At 40.7% G+C, this 16,735-nt stretch carries 20 protein-coding genes and 5 tRNA genes; 9 read left to right on the top strand and 16 right to left on the bottom strand.

What is annotated here, in order from left to right; translation table 11 throughout:
• Nucleotides 1-4: 4 nt before the first annotated feature.
• Nucleotides 5-313, bottom strand: coding sequence for a helix-turn-helix domain-containing protein (locus ASU1_RS09000; protein WP_005621387.1), 309 nt, complete (start codon nucleotides 311-313; stop codon nucleotides 5-7).
• 257 nt (nucleotides 314-570) lie between these two features.
• Complete coding sequence (locus ASU1_RS08995) at nucleotides 571-1,077, bottom strand: TetR/AcrR family transcriptional regulator (RefSeq protein ID WP_015674066.1); 507 nt, start codon at nucleotides 1,075-1,077, stop codon at nucleotides 571-573.
• Nucleotides 1,078-1,355: 278 nt separating this feature from the next.
• Between ASU1_RS08995 and ASU1_RS08990 the strand changes: the two genes are divergently transcribed.
• The gene (locus ASU1_RS08990) at nucleotides 1,356-1,727 is read left to right on the top strand and encodes a glycine zipper family protein (protein ID WP_015674065.1); all 372 of its coding nucleotides are present in this window, start codon (nucleotides 1,356-1,358) and stop codon (nucleotides 1,725-1,727) included.
• A 108-nt stretch (nucleotides 1,728-1,835) separates the two neighbouring features.
• Here the strand turns inward: ASU1_RS08990 and ASU1_RS08985 are convergent, their stop codons facing one another.
• From ASU1_RS08985 to coaA, 10 genes are all read right to left on the bottom strand, one after another.
• The gene (locus tag ASU1_RS08985; protein ID WP_081906454.1) at nucleotides 1,836-2,261 is read right to left on the bottom strand and encodes a PACE efflux transporter; all 426 of its coding nucleotides are present in this window, start codon (nucleotides 2,259-2,261) and stop codon (nucleotides 1,836-1,838) included.
• Nucleotides 2,262-2,336: 75 nt separating this feature from the next.
• The gene (locus tag ASU1_RS08980; RefSeq protein ID WP_015674063.1) at nucleotides 2,337-2,585 is read right to left on the bottom strand and encodes an FAD assembly factor SdhE; all 249 of its coding nucleotides are present in this window, start codon (nucleotides 2,583-2,585) and stop codon (nucleotides 2,337-2,339) included.
• On the bottom strand, nucleotides 2,585-3,529 hold the full coding sequence (ispH, locus tag ASU1_RS08975) for a 4-hydroxy-3-methylbut-2-enyl diphosphate reductase (RefSeq protein ID WP_015674062.1): 945 nt from the start codon (nucleotides 3,527-3,529) through the stop codon (nucleotides 2,585-2,587). Before ispH ends, ASU1_RS08980 begins: the two co-directional genes overlap by 1 nt.
• Nucleotides 3,530-4,012, bottom strand: coding sequence for a signal peptidase II (lspA, locus tag ASU1_RS08970; RefSeq protein WP_015674061.1), 483 nt, complete (start codon nucleotides 4,010-4,012; stop codon nucleotides 3,530-3,532). It lies immediately after the preceding gene.
• 79 nt (nucleotides 4,013-4,091) lie between these two features.
• The gene (gene glnB / locus ASU1_RS08965; protein ID WP_015674060.1) at nucleotides 4,092-4,430 is read right to left on the bottom strand and encodes a nitrogen regulatory protein P-II; all 339 of its coding nucleotides are present in this window, start codon (nucleotides 4,428-4,430) and stop codon (nucleotides 4,092-4,094) included.
• 121 nt (nucleotides 4,431-4,551) lie between these two features.
• On the bottom strand, nucleotides 4,552-5,136 hold the full coding sequence (gene mog, locus ASU1_RS08960) for a molybdopterin adenylyltransferase (RefSeq protein WP_005621363.1): 585 nt from the start codon (nucleotides 5,134-5,136) through the stop codon (nucleotides 4,552-4,554).
• A 72-nt stretch (nucleotides 5,137-5,208) separates the two neighbouring features.
• The gene (gene ccmI, locus ASU1_RS08955) at nucleotides 5,209-6,123 is read right to left on the bottom strand and encodes a c-type cytochrome biogenesis protein CcmI (protein WP_015674059.1); all 915 of its coding nucleotides are present in this window, start codon (nucleotides 6,121-6,123) and stop codon (nucleotides 5,209-5,211) included.
• Nucleotides 6,123-6,614: a cytochrome c-type biogenesis protein gene (locus tag ASU1_RS08950; RefSeq protein WP_015674058.1), complete on the bottom strand. Its 492-nt coding sequence runs from the start codon at nucleotides 6,612-6,614 to the stop codon at nucleotides 6,123-6,125. Before ASU1_RS08950 ends, ccmI begins: the two co-directional genes overlap by 1 nt.
• Nucleotides 6,592-7,137 carry a DsbE family thiol:disulfide interchange protein gene (locus ASU1_RS08945; RefSeq protein ID WP_015674057.1) on the bottom strand — a complete coding sequence of 182 codons (546 nt, stop codon included), beginning with the start codon at nucleotides 7,135-7,137 and terminating at the stop codon, nucleotides 6,592-6,594. The genes ASU1_RS08950 and ASU1_RS08945 overlap by 23 nt, the downstream gene beginning before the upstream one ends.
• A gap of 165 nt (nucleotides 7,138-7,302) precedes the next feature.
• Nucleotides 7,303-8,253 (bottom strand): type I pantothenate kinase, encoded by a 951-nt coding sequence (gene coaA, locus ASU1_RS08940; protein ID WP_015674056.1) that lies wholly within the window; start codon nucleotides 8,251-8,253, stop codon nucleotides 7,303-7,305.
• 246 nt (nucleotides 8,254-8,499) lie between these two features.
• Here coaA and ASU1_RS08935 point away from each other — a divergent pair.
• The 6 genes from ASU1_RS08935 to ASU1_RS08910 all read left to right on the top strand — a co-directional run bounded on the left by ASU1_RS08935 (nucleotide 8,500) and on the right by ASU1_RS08910 (nucleotide 11,632).
• Nucleotides 8,500-8,575 (top strand) — tRNA-Thr (locus tag ASU1_RS08935).
• Between the two features lie 35 nt (nucleotides 8,576-8,610).
• Nucleotides 8,611-8,695: transfer RNA gene (locus tag ASU1_RS08930), tRNA-Tyr, on the top strand.
• Nucleotides 8,696-8,746: 51 nt separating this feature from the next.
• Nucleotides 8,747-8,821, top strand: a tRNA-Gly gene (locus ASU1_RS08925).
• Nucleotides 8,822-8,824: 3 nt separating this feature from the next.
• Nucleotides 8,825-8,900, top strand: a tRNA-Thr gene (locus tag ASU1_RS08920).
• 113 nt (nucleotides 8,901-9,013) lie between these two features.
• Nucleotides 9,014-10,198, top strand: coding sequence for an elongation factor Tu (gene tuf / locus ASU1_RS08915; protein WP_015674055.1), 1,185 nt, complete (start codon nucleotides 9,014-9,016; stop codon nucleotides 10,196-10,198).
• Nucleotides 10,199-10,426: 228 nt separating this feature from the next.
• On the top strand, nucleotides 10,427-11,632 hold the full coding sequence (locus ASU1_RS08910) for a hypothetical protein (protein WP_015674054.1): 1,206 nt from the start codon (nucleotides 10,427-10,429) through the stop codon (nucleotides 11,630-11,632).
• A 37-nt stretch (nucleotides 11,633-11,669) separates the two neighbouring features.
• Here the strand turns inward: ASU1_RS08910 and pdxY are convergent, their stop codons facing one another.
• Entirely contained in the window at nucleotides 11,670-12,530 is an 861-nt protein-coding gene (gene pdxY, locus ASU1_RS08905; protein WP_015674053.1) for a pyridoxal kinase PdxY, read from the bottom strand.
• 102 nt (nucleotides 12,531-12,632) lie between these two features.
• Between pdxY and ASU1_RS08900 the strand changes: the two genes are divergently transcribed.
• Nucleotides 12,633-12,708: transfer RNA gene (locus ASU1_RS08900), tRNA-Thr, on the top strand.
• Nucleotides 12,709-12,849: 141 nt separating this feature from the next.
• Here the strand turns inward: ASU1_RS08900 and accA are convergent.
• The 3 genes from accA to ASU1_RS08885 all read right to left on the bottom strand — a co-directional run bounded on the left by accA (nucleotide 12,850) and on the right by ASU1_RS08885 (nucleotide 16,070).
• Entirely contained in the window at nucleotides 12,850-13,803 is a 954-nt protein-coding gene (accA, locus tag ASU1_RS08895) for an acetyl-CoA carboxylase carboxyl transferase subunit alpha (RefSeq protein ID WP_005625202.1), read from the bottom strand.
• A 118-nt stretch (nucleotides 13,804-13,921) separates the two neighbouring features.
• Nucleotides 13,922-15,337, bottom strand: coding sequence for a multicopper oxidase domain-containing protein (locus ASU1_RS08890; protein WP_015674052.1), 1,416 nt, complete (start codon nucleotides 15,335-15,337; stop codon nucleotides 13,922-13,924).
• Nucleotides 15,338-15,344: 7 nt separating this feature from the next.
• On the bottom strand, nucleotides 15,345-16,070 hold the full coding sequence (locus ASU1_RS08885) for a 1-acylglycerol-3-phosphate O-acyltransferase (protein ID WP_015674051.1): 726 nt from the start codon (nucleotides 16,068-16,070) through the stop codon (nucleotides 15,345-15,347).
• 132 nt (nucleotides 16,071-16,202) lie between these two features.
• On the opposite strand from ASU1_RS08885, the gene tpx reads away from it, so the two are divergent.
• Nucleotides 16,203-16,703 (top strand): thiol peroxidase, encoded by a 501-nt coding sequence (tpx, locus tag ASU1_RS08880; RefSeq protein WP_015674050.1) that lies wholly within the window; start codon nucleotides 16,203-16,205, stop codon nucleotides 16,701-16,703.
• Nucleotides 16,704-16,735: the final 32 nt, after the last annotated feature.

Genomic DNA, 16,735 nt, shown 5'->3' with positions numbered 1-16,735 from the left:
ATTCTTAGAGGCGGTAAATCACGGATTTACCTGTAGGCAGGGAAACTGCTAAATGGATTTTGCCACCGATTGCATCAATGTAACGCTGAATGGAGGATAACTTGATATCATTACCTCGTTTTTCCAGTGCTACGACAGACGGTTGGCTTATATTGAGTTTGTGGGCGAGTTCTTGTTGAGTAATGTGCAGTTCTTCACGCAAATGGCTCAATTTGAGCTCGACATTCACTTCCGCTAAGGTTTGGCGGAGCTTAAGTTTTTTATCTTCGGGAGAACGTTGTTCAAGTACTACATCCAGATTTGTTTCTTTCATTTTGGACCTCGTTGTTATGCTGCGACCAATCCATGGATGGCAAGTTGTTTATGTAAAGCATAACCATAGCGAATAATGGTTGATATTGCATTTCGCAATCATTGCTTTTTCGATCTAGGTCGCAGAAATATGAGAATGTACTTGATTTTTCAGAAAAGTCAAGTTTTGTAATTTAAAGTCAAAAAAATTCTATTGAATATCCACTAATTTGGTGCGAGTGAGACAAATGAGAATATCAGTAAATTTTTGGTAAGTATTTAGTCAGCAAGGCAACGTTTGACCACATCTTGTAGAAGTTCAACCATTTGCTCGGGACTTTCGTTTCTGCCTCTTTTAACCCATTCATCTAACGCACCGAAGCAGATTCCCATCATCATTGAATTTTGAAATGCTTCCAGATTTGTTTGTTCCGGCTTGGCGCCAATTGTGTGGGCAAAATATTGTAAAAAGAGGTGTGAGAGGTTTTGTGAATAGAGCAGATCCAAAATATCGCCTAATTCATCAGTTACTTTAAATAAACCGATTAAACGCTCTCGAACATTGGTTGCATTTAAATCAGTAAAGGTGGCAACAGAGCGTTCGTACATATGTTTAATCAGCACATCTTCTTTTGATTCAAAGTTGCGATAAAACGAAATGCGGCTGACGCCTGCTAAATTAGTTAGTTCGGTAATGCTGATAGTGTAGAAATTTTTCTTTTGCATTAAACGTAATAGTGCTTCAGTGATACTTTCCTTCACTACGCAATTCACGGTTTTTTTCATATGATTATCAGTTCCTTATCTTGCCTGTGTTAGAGGCAAATCAAAAGATGAAGTTCTCAGCTTTACAAAAAAATGCCCCTAATTGCACATGGATAGTACAAAAACGAAAAGTTCAAAAATTTTTTAGTGCTGTTACAAATCTATCTTATTGTTTCAGTTGGCTTTTCTAGGCTTGACGAGCTTAAGACCAATATTGAAAATATGCCTCACAAATTGATTCGCTATGCTTATTATTTTTATTTTTTACAGATTTAGAATCGAAAAATTCGAGGTAATTTATGAAATCAGTAATGATCAAAGGCTTAATGATCGCCTTATTATCGACATCGGTAACCGCACATGCGTTAAGTCGTTCACAACATGATACTGCTGTGGGGGCGGTGCTAGGTGGTGTTGCCGGTGCAGTGGCGGGGCAAGATATCACTTCAACAGTTGCTGGTGCAGCGCTAGGCGGTGTGGTTGGAAGCCAATGGAATGCGCATAAAATCGAAAGAGAACGTGATGAGCGCTATCGTTCAGAACGATATCATGAAAGACGATCGCATGCACATCGTTATAAAAAGCATCATAAACATAAAGTAGGTCATCGAGACTACGGTCACCATCGTGGACATTATAAAAAACATCGCCGTCATCATGATGACGATTAAGTAAACCGATAAGCGGTCAAATTTGCAAAATTTTCTGCAAATTTGACCGCTTGTTTTATAGGGTTAAGCCCTGTTGGTACGAGGACTGTCACTCGTGCCTGTGTTGTTTTATGGGGTTGAACGTTTAAGCCACCAAATACGCAGATGGTCGTAACTAAGATTAAAGAAGAAGGCATACACAATCACAAAAAGCGTCATGCCGATATCCATAATAAACACCGTCCACCAATCAACATCGAGTATATATGCCACCAACGGAATGGTGAAGAGTAGTAAACCACCTTCAAAAGCTAAGGTGTGAAAAATGCGTAATCCGACTGTACGAGTTTCTCGAGGGGCGGTAAAGATACGATCGAAAACCGTGTTAAACAGCATATTCCATAACATCGCCACAATTGAGATTGAGACAATCGTACCGGTCAGTAAACCGGTATGATGCGAAGTAAACAGGCTCATACCGATAACAGTAAACAAAATGGCGAAGAGTTCAAACAAAACAGCGTGAAAGATTCGTTCTAAACGGCTCATTGGTATAGTTGCTTTCCAAAAAAATAAGCGGTCGTTTCTAGCAAATTTTTTACCAAAAACAACCGCTTGTAATAGGGTAAATTAACGCTCGATTTTAGAACGAATCAATTCGATTAAATCGGTCATTTCTTGCGTTGGCGCAGGGGCTTGGTGCATAAACCAGCGGAATAATTCCGGATCGGTATATTTGAGCATTGCCACAAAAGTTTGCTGCTGTACTTCGCTTAAATCATCAAAATGCGCTTTGTAAAAAGGCATAATCATTTTGTCTAATTCGCGCATACCACGGCGGCATTCCCACTCAATTTTAAAACGATTTAATTCAGCCATTATTTCACCTCATGAATACGTAGTTCTTTCGGCACTTCAAACACCATATTTTCTTCACAACCTTCTAAGTTGCTCACACCGGTTACACCTAAGGTTTTTAAGTGTTCCACTACCGATTGTACTAAAACTTCCGGTGCTGATGCGCCGGCGGTAATACCGATGGTTTCCACACCATTTAACCAGCTTGGATCAATATCTTGTGGACCGTCAATCAATTTAGATGGCACACCCATACGTGAAGCCAGTTCGGCTAAACGATTTGAGTTTGAAGAATTTTTAGAGCCGACCACTAATACCAATTGTGATTGTTTCGCCAATTCTTGTACCGCTTGTTGGCGATTGGTTGTTGCATAACAAATATCGTTTTTGCGCGGACCTTGAATTGCCGGATATTTCTCTTTTAACGCTTCAATCACATCGCTGGTGTCGTCAATCGAAAGCGTGGTTTGCGTCATAAAAGTCAGCTCGTCTTGGTTGCTAACCGGCAGTCTGGCAATATCTTCAACCGATTCCACTAAGAAAATACCGGCGTCTTGGTTATCATATTGTCCCATCGTGCCGATCACTTCCGGATGACCTTCATGTCCGATTAAAATCGCTTTGGTGCCTTTTTTGCTGGCACGTGCCACTTGCATATGCACTTTAGTAACTAATGGGCAAGTTGCATCAAATACTTTTAAGCCGCGGCGTTTCGCTTCTTGGCGAACCGCTTGCGATACGCCGTGTGCCGAGAAAATCACAATCGCATCGTCCGGCACTTCGTCCAACTCTTCGACAAACACCGCACCTTTGGCTTTTAAGCCGTCCACCACAAAACGGTTATGTACTACTTCGTGACGTACATAAATCGGTGCGCCGTGAATTTCGAGAGCGAGTTCTACAATCGAAATTGCTCGATCTACACCGGCACAGAAACCTCTTGGGTTTGCTAATAAAATATTCATTTAATCACTCTTTTTCTTTTTGTCGAGGAATGCTTCCAAGATGAGCAATCCCGCACCCACTACAATGGCAATGTCCGCCACATTAAACACGGGATAATGATAGATATCCCAATAAAAATCAAAGAAATCAACCACATAGCCATTATAAGCACGGTCAATCGCATTACCGATAGCACCGCCGATAATCAGTGCATACGCAGAATTTTCCAATTTTTTGACCGCTTGATTACGCCACAGCATTACGATTAAACCCAGTGAAATAACAATGGCTAATCCTAAGAAGAAATATTTCTGCCAACCTCCGTGATCAGCCAAAAAGCTGAATGCCGCACCGTAGTTGCGTACGTAGGTTAAATTGAAAATCGGTAGTACGTTTACGCTTTCATATAACTCAAAGCGTTGTACCACAATGTATTTGGTCCATAGATCAATAATAATAGTCGCTAAACTTAGCCACAACCATTTGATTCCGGTTTGTTTCATAGTTTTCCTATTTGAATGTGAATAGTATGTCTAGTTGGTTATTACCCCTCTCACAGGGGGATAATATCGCTAAAGACGGTTAAAGGGCGTCTTCGTTTTCTTCACCGGTACGGATACGAATCACTCGCTCGACATCATAGATAAAGATTTTGCCGTCACCGATCTTACCTGTTTGTGCGGTATCGATAATTGCTTCGATACAAGCGTCCACTTGGTCATCCGCTACCACGATTTCCAATTTAATTTTCGGCAGAAAATCAATCGCATATTCTGCACCGCGATAAAGCTCGGTGTGACCTTTTTGACGACCAAAGCCTTTCGCTTCGGTGGCGGTCATGCCGGTAATACCCGCATCGGTTAACGCTTCTCGCACATCATCCAGTTTGAATGGTTTAATAATTGCTTCGATTTTTTTCATAATAAGTTCCTATTTTAAATCACCACGAAAAACGCAGATTACTCGGAATGTAAAATTCTCAGTAAATTTAACCGCTTGTTTAGTTCTCCGAGTTACGAATGTGTTCCGTGGTTTTTAAAGATTATCTTCTCGCTGATTTCGGACGGAAACTTTCGCAGATTTCAGGGTGAGTGTCGATATAAATTTCGCTCAATAATTGCAGACAGTACGGCACGGCACTAAAAATGCCTCGTACTAGCGTGTTACCTTGTACGTCTTTAACGCCTTCTAGCGTCTCTTTAATCGCTTTCGGCTGCCCCGGTAAATTTAAAATCAGCGAGTCGTGACGAATAACACCAACTTGGCGAGAAAGAATTGCGGTCGGTACGAAATGTAGGCTCACTTGACGCATTTGCTCGCCAAAGCCCGGCATTTCACGATGTGCCACCGCAAGGGTCGCATCCGGCGTAACATCTCGTTTTGCCGGTCCGGTACCGCCGGTGGTTAATACTAAATGGCAATGGTGTGTATCCACCAATTCAATTAGAGTTTGCTCAATGACAGCTTGTTCGTCCGGAATTAAACGTGTTTCAACTTCAAACGGGGCAGTCAATGCGGATTCCAACCACGTTTGTAATTCAGGAATGCCTTGGTCTTGGTAAACACCGCTAGAAGCACGGTCTGAAACAGAAACCAAACCGATTTTTAATGTCTCTTTACTTAACATTATTTATCCTTTTGCAATTTTAGGGCGGGTATGAAACCCGCCCAAATCAGTTATAAATTCACTAAAACGTGATTATTTTTTCTCTTCCGCTTTTGCCGGTTGTTTGCTTTCTTGTTCTTTCAGCATCGACATTGCCATATTGATACTTTTTTCAACCGTAGCACGGCGTGGCTCGCCTTCAGGAATCAGTTTTAACATCATACCCCAAGTCATTGCCGCCATTTTGTAGTCTTCTTCTTCAAAAGAACTGAAAGCGAGTAGGCTCAGTGCATCTAAATTGGTGTGATCTTGGCGTAAAATTTCTTTTAGCACTTCTTTACCTTTGGCTTTATCCGCCTGATCTTGCGAGAACATCAGTATCTGTGCATAACTGCCTTTATATTGCAGATTTTTCGGGTCTAATTTGCTCGCTTTTTCATAGCTCTCTAGCGCCAATTGACCGTCATCTTTCGCCATGCCGATTTGACCTAACATAAACCAACCTTTGGCGTCATTTGGTTTATTTTGTAATTCGACACGTAACGCCATGGCAAATTGGTTTAACTCTTGCTCAGACAACGGATTAGTGTCTTCATCTTTGATACGCTCATAAAAATATTCTAATTTTTTATGGGTCATATCAATCATGGTACCGGCTTGCCATGAACCAACGCTGACATAAGCACTGGTACTGATAATCCCAACTGCGATCAGTAACACTGCAAACCAAATTTTACCGATATGACTTTGTTTAGTCGGTACTGCTTCCGCTTGTTCGGGAATATCGTCTAATAAACTTTGTTGAAGCTCTAATTTAGTTTTTTCAGGGTCGTCAATTATCCCTTCATTCGCCTCACGTTCAACTTCTTTTAAGCGGTCAAAGTAAAAAGCTTTATTCAAGTTATCTCGTTTTAAGCTTTGGCGTTTGGTTTGCTTGGTAAGCAAAGGATAAAACGCAATTAAGCAGATAACCACGGTCATTGCCACTACAATAATCCAAAAGTTCATTAGTTGTCCTTCTCGTTAAGAATTTGTTTTAAACGTGCTTGATCAAGCGTTGAATCTGCAGAATTTGGGTTAAATTCGACCGCTTGTTTTTGCTTCGATTTGCGTCTCCAAATCAACGCAAAACCGAATAACAGTAATGCGATGGGTAATGCCCAAAGTAATACGGTAGCCGGTGTTATCGGTGGATTATAAGTGACAAAATTGCCATAGCGCTCAATCATATAATCCACGACTTCATCTTTATTTTTGCCTTGTTTCAACAATTCCAACGTTTTGGCACGCATATCGGTCGCAATCGTTGCATTTGAATCGGCAATATTATTGTTTTGACATTGCGGACAACGTAATTCTTGAATTAATGCACGGTAATCCGACTCTTGCTGCGGATTATCGAATTGGTTGAATTCAACCGGCGCGGCAGTCGCTATGGCACTTGCCATTAAAAAAATTGGGAGGAGTTTTTTCATATTATTGTTGCTTAAGTTTTTCATAAATCGGCTTTAATACTTCATTCCATACTTGATCATTTACATCACCGGCGTGGCGGTAGTGGATAACGCCTTTACCGTCAATAATAAAAGTTTCCGGTGCACCATATACGCCGAGGTCTAAGCCGAGAGAACCTTTCGGGTCATAAATATTCGCTTTGTAAGGATTGCCATAATTCGCTAGGAATTTCATTGCTTTTGAGCGTTCGTCTTTGTAGTCCACACCGACAATTTCCACACCTTGTTTTGCCAGTAGGGTTAAGTATTCGTGTTCGGCATAGCAGGTTGGACACCAGGTCGCCCAAACGGTTAATAAACGAGGTTTGCCTGTTTTTACGACATTTTGATCAAGTAGCTGTTTCTCATCTAAAACGGACTCTAATTGGAAATTTGGAATGGTTTTACCCACTAATGCGGATTCGAGCTTTTTCGGATCATCGCCTTGAGCATTACGGGAAAGCTGTACCATAAAGGTAACGGTTAAAGCTAAAAAAATGATGAGAGGAAGTAAAAGTTTCTTATTCATAACAAGCGGTCTGTTTTGTTTAAAATTTTGCAAATAGAACGTTAGCTTAACAAAAATTTGTGTATTAATCGCCTACTAATTCGCTGTATTTTGCGTTTTATCTAAGCGGTTAAATTTTTGCTAAATTTTACCTATAAAAAAGGCACTATCTCTAGCGCCTGTCTGTTATTTTCTCAACTTAACGGTTTGAATGGCGTGATCTTCACCTTTTACCAAAATTAAATTCGCACGTTCACGACTCGGTAAGATATTCTGTTTCAGATTTAAGCCGTTAATTTCGTCCCAAATGGTAGAAGCGGTTTGAATGGCTTCTTGCTCTGAAAGTTTAGAATAATGGTGGAAGTAAGCATTCGGATCAGAAAACGCACTACGGCGGAATTTTAAGAAACGATGTACATACCATTCTTTTAGCAAATCTTCATCCGCATCGACATAAATGGAAAAATCGACAAAATCCGACACAAAGACGTTATGCGGGCTGGAAGGGTAGTTCATACCGCTTTGTAACACATTCAATCCTTCTAAGATCACAATATCCGGTTGATCAACCACATTATATTGGTCCGGAATAATGTCGTAAGTTAAATGCGAGTAAATCGGTGCCTGCACATGGCGCTTACCTGACTTGATGTCTGATACAAAGCCGATTAAACGATGAATGTCGTATGATTCCGGAAAACCTTTTTTCTTTAATAGGTTTTTTTCTTCCAACGTTTTTAACGGATATAGAAAACCGTCCGTGGTAATTAAATCGACTTTACGTTCTTCCGGCCATTGCGAAAGCAAGGCTTGTAAAATACGTGCTGAAGTACTTTTACCAACGGAAACACTGCCGGCAATACTAATAATGTAAGGGACTTTTGGTGCCGCAACACCTAAAAAACGGTGTAATACGGTCTGACGCTTAAGGTTTTCTTCAATGTAATAGTTGATCAAACGTGCCAAAGGTAAATAAATCGTACTCACTTCTTCTAATGAAAGATCTTCATTAAAGCCGAGTAGCGGTTTCAAATCTTGTTCTGTGAGTTTTAATGGCACTGATTTACGCAATTCAGCCCATTTTTGGCGATCAAAAGTTAAAAAAGGAGTAATTTTGTTTGATTTTTGCAGGCTCATAGCCAAATTCTCTAGTTTTCAGGTAGTGCAGATTGCATTTCCAATGGAATGCGCAGTCACAAATATACAATATAAATCTAAAAATAGGGCGTTTTATCTCGTTAAAATCACGTAAAACATACAAAAAACAGACGTTTTGCGTATTAAACAAGCGAAAAAACAGGTTTTTCAATTTTTTTTGAAAAAATGCTTGCACAGTTTCAAAATTTCCCTATAATGCACCTCACTTGCTTACGACAACGCAACGCCGACTTAGCTCAGTAGGTAGAGCAACTGACTTGTAATCAGTAGGTCACCAGTTCGATTCCGGTAGTCGGCACCATTATTGCAAATCGTGATTAAGTATTCAATTATCGTGGAGGGATTCCCGAGCGGCCAAAGGGGGCAGACTGTAAATCTGTTGGCTCAGCCTTCGAAGGTTCGAATCCTTCTCCCTCCACCATTTCTTACTTAATTGAATCGCATATGACATCGGACAGACGAATTTAGAACAGCGGGCATCGTATAATGGCTATTACCTTAGCCTTCCAAGCTAATGATGCGGGTTCGATTCCCGCTGCCCGCTCCAAGCGCTGATATAGCTCAGTTGGTAGAGCGCACCCTTGGTAAGGGTGAGGTCGGCGGTTCAAATCCGCCTATCAGCACCACTACTCTTCTAAAATCTTCTTTTCAGTGTTTTAAATCTTAGTAACAATTTCTACATTTGGTTAATGTGGTTATGTACCATTTGTAACCGTGTTTGTTTAAGAGGCTTTTAAAAATGTCTAAAGAAAAATTTGAACGTACAAAACCGCACGTTAACGTGGGTACAATCGGCCACGTTGACCATGGTAAAACAACTTTAACAGCAGCGATCACAACTGTATTAGCGAAACACTTCGGTGGTGCAGCTCGTGCATTCGACCAAATCGATAACGCGCCGGAAGAAAAAGCGCGTGGTATCACCATCAACACTTCACACGTTGAGTACGATACAGAAACACGTCACTACGCACACGTAGACTGCCCGGGACACGCGGACTATGTTAAAAACATGATTACTGGTGCGGCGCAAATGGACGGTGCAATCTTAGTAGTAGCAGCGACAGACGGTCCAATGCCACAAACTCGTGAGCACATCTTATTAGGTCGCCAAGTAGGTGTACCATACATCATCGTATTCTTAAACAAATGCGACATGGTAGATGACGAAGAGTTATTAGAATTAGTAGAAATGGAAGTTCGTGAACTTCTTTCTCAATACGACTTCCCAGGTGATGATACACCAATCGTACGTGGTTCAGCGTTACAAGCGTTAAACGGCGTAGCAGAGTGGGAAGAAAAAATTCTTGAGTTAGCGAACCACTTAGATACATACATTCCAGAGCCAGAGCGTGCGATTGATAAACCATTCTTATTACCAATCGAAGACGTATTCTCAATCTCAGGTCGTGGTACAGTAGTAACAGGTCGTGTAGAGCGCGGTATCATCAAATCAGGTGAAGAAGTTGAAATCGTAGGTATCAAAGAAACTACAAAAACAACAGTAACTGGTGTTGAGATGTTCCGTAAATTATTAGACGAAGGTCGTGCGGGTGAAAACGTTGGTGCATTATTACGTGGTACAAAACGTGAAGAAATCGAACGTGGTCAAGTATTAGCGAAACCAGGTACAATCACACCACACACAGACTTCGAATCAGAAGTTTACGTATTATCAAAAGAAGAAGGTGGTCGTCATACTCCATTCTTCAAAGGTTACCGTCCACAGTTCTACTTCCGTACAACAGACGTAACAGGTACAATCGAATTACCTGAAGGCGTAGAGATGGTAATGCCAGGCGACAACATCAAAATGACTGTTAGCTTAATTCACCCAATCGCGATGGACGAAGGTTTACGTTTTGCGATTCGTGAAGGTGGCCGTACAGTAGGTGCAGGTGTTGTAGCGAAAATCATCAAATAATTAGGTATTAGACTTAATATTTGAGAGCGAAATGCTAGAGAAGGCGTGTCGAAAGACACGCCTTTTTTGTTTTGTATCTATTTGAATCACAGAGTATAATTCAGCGCGCTTTATGCAAATAAGCAGAACATAGAAGTATTTGTTCTCCGATTCACAAATAATCTATAAATAATTTGACCTCGCTATAGCTAGATTGCCTGATTAAATTATTGTTTAAAATAAAAAGTTATGGAAAGAACCCCCCAACTACAGGCAGTCGATATCTATATTGATTTTGCAACCATTCCCAGTTTAAGTTACTTTTTGCATTTTCTTAAACACAAGCATGATGATCAAAGATTACGTCTATTTTCATTAGCACGTTTTGAAATGCCACAAACGCTTATCGAACAATATGAAGGCATCATTCAATTTTCTCGTAATGTTGAACATAATGTGGAGCCGTTACTTGAACAATTACAAACGATTTTGTCTCAAGAAGGTAAACAATTCGAATTACATTTGCATTTAAATTTGTTTCATAGTTTTGAGATGTTTCTGAATTTATCGCCGACTTATACACAGTATAAGGAAAAAATCAGTAAGATCGTTTTACATTTATATGATGACGGCTCGGAAGGGGTGATGAAACAGTATCAGTTACAGAAATCTTCTTCATTGGTACAAGATTTAGCAGCAACAAAAGCCTCTTTAGTTTCTTTATTTGAGAATGGGGAAGGATCATTTTCACAAATTGATTTGATTCGCTATGTTTGGAATGCTGTGCTTGAAACGCACTATTATTTGCTTTCTGACCATTTTTTATTAGATGAAAAGTTACAACCGTTAAAGGCTGAATTAGGGCATTATCAATTACTCAATCTTTCCGCATATCAATATTTATCGAGCGAAGATTTGTTATGGTTAAAGCAAATATTAAAGATTGATACCGAATTAGAATCATTGATGCAAAAGTTAACTGCTCAACCGGTTTATTTTTTCAGCGGTACGACATTTTTTAATATTAGCTTTGAAGATAAACAGCGCTTAGCCAATATTCATGCGATACTGATTCGTGAACATTTGGATCCCAATAGCCAACTGTTTATTGGCGAGCCTTATTTATTTGTGTTTAAAGGCCATCCGAATAGTCCGGAAATTAATCAGGCATTACGAGAGTATTATCCTAATGTGATATTTTTACCGGAAAATATTCCGTTTGAAATATTAACCTTATTAGGCTTTAGTCCGCAGAAAATCGGCGGTTTTGCTAGCACAATTCATGTAAATAGTGAGCAAAGTAAGTTAGCGAAATTATTCTTTTTGACCTCAACCGATGAGCAAGAACGCCAGCTTTCCGATGGCTACATAAAACAGTATGCGCTTGCTCAGGCGATGTTAGAAATGCAGCTTGTTAGCCAAGAACAGGTGTATTATTGTAGTTTGTCCTCATAAAAAAAGCCGACGATTGGTCGGCTTTTTTGTGGCAATATTAGGCGATTTTAACCGCTTTACATGTGCTAATTGGATTCACAATGCGTTCTCTTGCGGCAATAATTTGTAACTCATATACACCCGAATTTGCGGTGATTTCCATCACATCATTTACTGCGTTTGCCGTGTGTTCGAATGCCTCTAAGTCTGACTTACCATTCAATAAATTTGCTAAGAAGAGTCCGGCAGTTAAATCGCCTACGCCAACAGGTTCTTTGTCAAATTGATAGAGTGGGCGGCTAATATGCCAAATACCTTCAGCCGTTGCAAAAAGCATCTCAAATTTATCCGCTTGTTTGCCTACTTTACTTAAATGTTTGACTAAGACTTTTTTCGGGCCTTTGCTTAAAATAACTTTAACCGCTTCGATCGCTTGCTCAAAGTTTTCAACGGTTAAACCGCTTAGTTCTCGAAGCTCGACCAAATTTGGTGTAATAATGTCTGCGTGCGCCATGGCGATATTAATTAAGCCTTCTTTGACTCCGTCCGCCACGATACAGCCTTTATCCGGATGGCCCATCACCGGATCACACAGGTAAATTGCATTTTTATTCTGTAATTTAACCGCTTGATAGGCTTTAACAATCTCTTCCACCTGTTCTGCCGAACCGATATAACCGGATAACACTGCATCGCAATGTTTAAGTGCATCAATCTCAGCAATACCTTGTACGATTTCGCCGATTTGTTCTTTTGGAATCACCATACCTTTCCATTTACCGTATTGCGTATGGTTTGAAAATTGCACCGTATTCAATGCCCATACATCCACACCGAGTAATTGCATTGGGAAAGTTGCGGATTTATTTCCTGCATAACCGTATACAACATGGGATTGAATAGAGAGGATATTTTTCATTCTTTTGATTCCTTTTTTATGTTCAATTGTGGATAATTTGGACGAAATAAACTTGCATGTATAGTAAAAATACCTATAATAACGGCTCTTCCAACGAAGTATGCCGACTTAGCTCAGTAGGTAGAGCAACTGACTTGTAATCAGTAGGTCACCAGTTCGATTCCGGTAGTCGGCACCATTCTTATTTATTTCCTTTTATTTCTTCAAATTTATTCTTCACTCAAATTTCTAACTTTTAGTTTATTGTCTATTTTTTTGCGCATAAAAAAGCGGTAAGATTTCCGCAAAATTTTGCCAAAATCCGACCGCTTGTTTTCGCTTAAACGTATCCGTAGCTCATTAAGCGTTGGTAACGACGATCTAATAAATCTTCTGTGCTTAACGGTGAAAGGTCAGCTAAGTCCGCTAAAATACGTTCTTTAAGGTTTTGTGCCATTTGGGCAACATCACGATGTGCACCACCTAATGGCTCAGCAACAATGCCGTCAATTAAGTTTAACTCTTTTAAACGTTGTGCGGTTAAGCCCATAACTTCTGCGGCGGTTGACGCTTTTTCTGCGCTTTTCCACAGAATCGAAGCACAACCTTCCGGTGAAATAACCGAGTAAGTTGAATATTGCAACATATTTACTTTATCACCTACGCCGATCGCTAATGCACCGCCTGAACCGCCTTCACCGATTACCGTACAGATAACCGGCACTTTTAATTGCGCCATTTCACGTAGGTTGCGTGCGATAGCTTCCGCCTGACCACGTTCTTCCGCACCGATACCAGGATATGCGCCCGGTGTGTCGATAAAGGTAATAATCGGCATATTAAAACGCTCTGCCATTTCCATTAAACGTAAGGCTTTACGGTAGCCTTCAGGTGCCGGCATACCAAAGTTACGTTTTACTTTTTCTTTGGTTGTGCGGCCTTTTTGATGACCAATAACCATGACCGGACGACCTTCTAAACGAGCAATACCACCGACAATTGCTTTGTCGTCAGCAAAAGCACGGTCACCGGCTAATTCGTCAAATTCGGTGAAAATATGTTCGATATAATCTAAAGTATATGGACGATTCGGGTGGCGTGCCATACGTGATACTTGCCATGCATCTAAGTTCGCAAAGGTTTTCTTCGTCAGCTCTTCGCTTTTCTTTTGTAGGCGTTTAATTTCATCATCTAAATCAATTTTACCGTCTTGCGCGCTCACAGCACGAAGCGATTCAATCTTAGCTTCAAGCTCGGCAATCGGTAATTCAAAATCTAAATATTCTTGGCTCATTCTTTCAATCCTGTTTTGCAGAAAATTCTATCTATTCTATCAGTGATAGAAGGAAAATAGGCAGAAAAGCGGTGTTTTTTTGCAAAAAATTTGCAATTTTCGTAACAGATCCGACCGCTTATTCCTCAACGATAAATTGTCCCATCGCTCCTCGGTCTCTTAACATAAAGTCAGAAACGCCAAAGGTGAACGGTAACTGGGCGGAAGCGAGATGGTCAAAGCGAACCAGCAAGGTGACTTCTTGGTCTTTTTCTACCCATACGGTATCTTGCCACGCTAGTTGTTTATGCGGTTCACGTTTACGATCTCTGGTTTCGACAATAAATTTTGCACCTTGTAGGGTAAAACCGACCGCTTCGTTGCTGGTAATGTACCAGCGTTCCACACTGCCTTGTTTAACCGTAAAATCAATACGTTTAGGATCAAACCGCTGTTGGTTGATTAAACGATCTAACGGGCGTAATGCGATACGGCGTTCCTGAGTGATTTTCAGTTGGAACGAATCTAAATCGAAAACCGGTAATGAAGGTTTGGTGGTGAATACCGATGCCATACCTTCGGGGCGCAATTCTAAAATGACATTGTCCACTAAATCGTTATTATCGGCGAATAGGCTTTTCGCTTTGTAAAAAATATCCCGTTTTTGACCGCTTATTAGTGAGACGATTTTGCCGTCATTGAGGTCGACTAACACTTCAATACGAGCGGAAGGAGCAAGCGTGACGCTAGGCATTTCTACCGGCTCGGCAAGCATTCCCATGCCGGTGGCAATCACGTGTAAAGGTTTATCATTATCTAAACGTAGCTCATAAGCTCGTGATAAAGACGCATTAACAATACGTAAACGTACCCAGCCTCGTGCCACGTTGTGATAAGCCGATTCTTGTCCGTTAACAAATAAACGTTTGCCAAAGAATTGCTTCTGATTTAAATCGAGCAGCTGAATGCCGTCTTTATTAATATGCTGGTCTTGCAAGACTAGCGGAATATCGTTCACCCCGTATTTATTGGGTAGCGATGCCGTTTTGCTATTGGTATCTTCAATGATCCAAAGTCCGGCTAAACCTCTATACAGCTGAAACGCAGAATTTAGCATAGTGTCAGCGTGATACCAGCAGGTACAAGCGGGTTGATGGACGGAAAGAATCGGTGACCAACTGCTTTTCGGCGCTAATTTACGGTGTGCCGAACCAATCATTTCAGTCGGTGCTAATAGCCCCTGAATATTGATGGATACCGGCTGTGGTAGATTATTCACATAAGTTAATTTGACGAAATTATCCGATTTTACTCGGACGGTCGGCGCAAGGTATTGCCCATTAACGCCCCAAACATCCACCAATTTTCCTTTATTAAATTGTGTTTGTGCCGGACGTAAATCCAAACGAACAGGGCGACCTCGTCCCACTTCAATAATCGGTGGAATGCGTAATGGCTGGCGTTCTGCGGCAAAAAGTGTGTTGGGTGCAGAAAGCATCGCTCCGGCTAATGCGGAGCGTTTCAGTAGTTGTCTTCGAGTCAGATTTTGTTTCATTATGTGCTTATTTCTTGGCATCTAACGCTGCAATTTCAGCATCTAAGTCAGCAATTTTGGCTGCCATAATGCTATGGCATTTTTCAATCAATTCTTTGATATTGTCACGGTTGTAACCGCTCGTATCAATCGGCTCTAAGCTTTCGCAGATGACCGTGCCATTATCCCAACGATTGAGATCAACCTTATTATGTAGCGAAGAACACACAATTGGCACAATCGGTACGCCTGCTGCGATTGCAGTATGAAATGCGCCGGTCTTGAAAGGTAATAAGCCACGGCCTCGGCTACGAGTGCCTTCCGGGAACATCCAAATAGAAATTTGACGCTCACGAATAATTTCACCCACTTTATTCATCGTGCTAATTGCGCTACTACGTTTTTCTCGATTAATAAAAATATTGCCAGTCGCCCAATACACCAAACCGAAAAAAGGAATCCAAATCAGGCTTTTTTTACCGATCGTAACGGTGCGAGGCGGCACAATACCGGCAATGGTAAGCATATCGTAGTTATTTTGATGGTTAGCGATATAGATTGCCGGTTGAGAAAATTCCGGACGTGGACGATAAATCACTTTCAAGCCGACCAGTTTGTGCATTGAGGCATACATTCTAGCTACGATGCCGACCGTGCTAGGGTGACGGAAACGAATAAAAGCGTACACTGTACCAATGATAGAAATAAGAATCGCAGTCACGGCGACCGCAAGAATACGAGCGAGTTTTAGCATAGTAAGCCCTTCAAAAAATCAACATTTAATTGCAAGCAGTATAACAAAATTTACTTATTTTATTAAAAGGTTTAAACGGTAATTAAAAGTCGCTATATTAGGTTGGCTTTTAACCAATGATAGGAGTTTGATATGAGCAAGGTAACATTAATGGGTAACCCGATTGATGTAGAGGGTAACTTTCCACAAGCGGGCGAAACCGTTGAAAATTTTACATTAGTGAATAATAGTTTAGAGAATGTTTCTTTGACAGATTTTGCCGGTAAACGCAAAGTGTTAAATATTTTCCCAAGTATTGATACCGGTATATGCGCAACCTCAGTACGTATGTTTAACCAAAAAGCAGCGGATTTAACAAATACGGTCGTTTTATGTATTTCTGCAGATTTACCTTTTGCACAAGCGCGTTTTTGTGGTGCAGAGGGCATTGAAAATGTACAAACGCTTTCAACCTTCCGTCATAAAGCAGTACATCAACAACTTGGTGTCGATATTCAAAACTCACCATTAGCCGGTTTAACATCACGTTCGGTGATTGTATTAGATGAAAATAATCGTGTATTACATAGCGAATTAGTGGCAGAAATTAAAACTGAACCGAATTACGAAGCGGCATTAGCGGTTTTAGCGTAATCTTCACAAGCGGTAGAATTTGCAAAAAATTT

Source organism: Actinobacillus suis ATCC 33415 (genome assembly GCF_000739435.1).
Classification (GTDB): Bacteria; Pseudomonadota; Gammaproteobacteria; order Enterobacterales; family Pasteurellaceae; genus Actinobacillus; species Actinobacillus suis.
This window is presented reverse-complemented; position numbering and strand designations above follow the sequence as displayed.

Coding starts and splice junctions, on each gene's coding strand:
- ASU1_RS09000 (WP_005621387.1), bottom strand. CDS start 313: ATGAAAGAAACAAATCTGGATGTAGTACTTGAACAACGTTCTCCCGAA.
- ASU1_RS08995 (WP_015674066.1), bottom strand. CDS start 1,077: ATGAAAAAAACCGTGAATTGCGTAGTGAAGGAAAGTATCACTGAAGCA.
- ASU1_RS08990 (WP_015674065.1), top strand. CDS start 1,356: ATGAAATCAGTAATGATCAAAGGCTTAATGATCGCCTTATTATCGACA.
- ASU1_RS08980 (WP_015674063.1), bottom strand. CDS start 2,585: ATGGCTGAATTAAATCGTTTTAAAATTGAGTGGGAATGCCGCCGTGGT.
- ispH (WP_015674062.1), bottom strand. CDS start 3,529: ATGAATATTTTATTAGCAAACCCAAGAGGTTTCTGTGCCGGTGTAGAT.
- lspA (WP_015674061.1), bottom strand. CDS start 4,012: ATGAAACAAACCGGAATCAAATGGTTGTGGCTAAGTTTAGCGACTATT.
- glnB (WP_015674060.1), bottom strand. CDS start 4,430: ATGAAAAAAATCGAAGCAATTATTAAACCATTCAAACTGGATGATGTG.
- mog (WP_005621363.1), bottom strand. CDS start 5,136: ATGTTAAGTAAAGAGACATTAAAAATCGGTTTGGTTTCTGTTTCAGAC.
- ccmI (WP_015674059.1), bottom strand. CDS start 6,123: ATGAACTTTTGGATTATTGTAGTGGCAATGACCGTGGTTATCTGCTTA.
- ASU1_RS08950 (WP_015674058.1), bottom strand. CDS start 6,614: ATGAAAAACTTAAGCAACAATAATATGAAAAAACTCCTCCCAATTTTT.
- ASU1_RS08945 (WP_015674057.1), bottom strand. CDS start 7,137: ATGAATAAGAAACTTTTACTTCCTCTCATCATTTTTTTAGCTTTAACC.
- coaA (WP_015674056.1), bottom strand. CDS start 8,253: ATGAGCCTGCAAAAATCAAACAAAATTACTCCTTTTTTAACTTTTGAT.
- tuf (WP_015674055.1), top strand. CDS start 9,014: ATGTCTAAAGAAAAATTTGAACGTACAAAACCGCACGTTAACGTGGGT.
- ASU1_RS08910 (WP_015674054.1), top strand. CDS start 10,427: ATGGAAAGAACCCCCCAACTACAGGCAGTCGATATCTATATTGATTTT.
- pdxY (WP_015674053.1), bottom strand. CDS start 12,530: ATGAAAAATATCCTCTCTATTCAATCCCATGTTGTATACGGTTATGCA.
- accA (WP_005625202.1), bottom strand. CDS start 13,803: ATGAGCCAAGAATATTTAGATTTTGAATTACCGATTGCCGAGCTTGAA.
- ASU1_RS08890 (WP_015674052.1), bottom strand. CDS start 15,337: ATGAAACAAAATCTGACTCGAAGACAACTACTGAAACGCTCCGCATTA.
- ASU1_RS08885 (WP_015674051.1), bottom strand. CDS start 16,070: ATGCTAAAACTCGCTCGTATTCTTGCGGTCGCCGTGACTGCGATTCTT.
- tpx (WP_015674050.1), top strand. CDS start 16,203: ATGAGCAAGGTAACATTAATGGGTAACCCGATTGATGTAGAGGGTAAC.